Origin of the sequence: Marseilla massiliensis (assembly GCF_016899955.1) — a bacterium.
Classification (GTDB): Bacteria; Bacteroidota; Bacteroidia; order Bacteroidales; family Bacteroidaceae; genus Prevotella; species Prevotella intestinigallinarum.
Genome location: NZ_JACJJL010000106.1, coordinates 1 through 408, shown reverse-complemented (window position 1 = coordinate 408; position 408 = coordinate 1). Strand labels below are relative to the sequence as shown.

Sequence of the window (408 nt, the reverse complement as noted above, 5' to 3'; positions counted from 1 at the left end):
ACCGGTGATTGGGGCTAAGTCGTAACAAGGTAGCCGTACCGGAAGGTGCGGCTGGAACACCTCCTTTCTGGAGCGGGATGCCTCCCCAAGCGAAGCGGCCCAGTCCGCGCGTTGGGCCTGAGGGCTCTCTCCCCACTCATCTCTGCCCCATGCCCACAGAGGGTACGGAGTCCTATAGCTCAGTTGGTTAGAGCGCCACACTGATAATGTGGAGGTCGGCAGTTCAAGTCTGCCTGGGACTACTGGTTGGCGTCTCTGCCCTTACCGGGGGATTAGCTCAGCTGGCTAGAGCACCTGCTTTGCAAGCAGGGGGTCAACGGTTCGAATCCGTTATTCTCCACACCGCCTTATGAGGCGAACGATCTTTGACATACTGTATACAAGACAAGCAACAAGCAAGGCCGGCAG

General features: G+C 57.8%; 2 tRNA genes and 1 rRNA gene. All 3 read left to right on the top strand.

Annotated features, from left to right (window positions below):
* A 16S ribosomal RNA gene (locus H6B30_RS16120) occupies positions 1 to 67 on the top strand; the annotation flags it as partial.
* A 101-nt stretch (positions 68 to 168) separates the two neighbouring features.
* Positions 169 to 242, top strand: a tRNA-Ile gene (locus H6B30_RS16115).
* Between the two features lie 24 nt (positions 243 to 266).
* Positions 267 to 340 (top strand) — tRNA-Ala (locus H6B30_RS16110).
* The last annotated feature ends 68 nt before the right edge of the window (positions 341 to 408 follow it).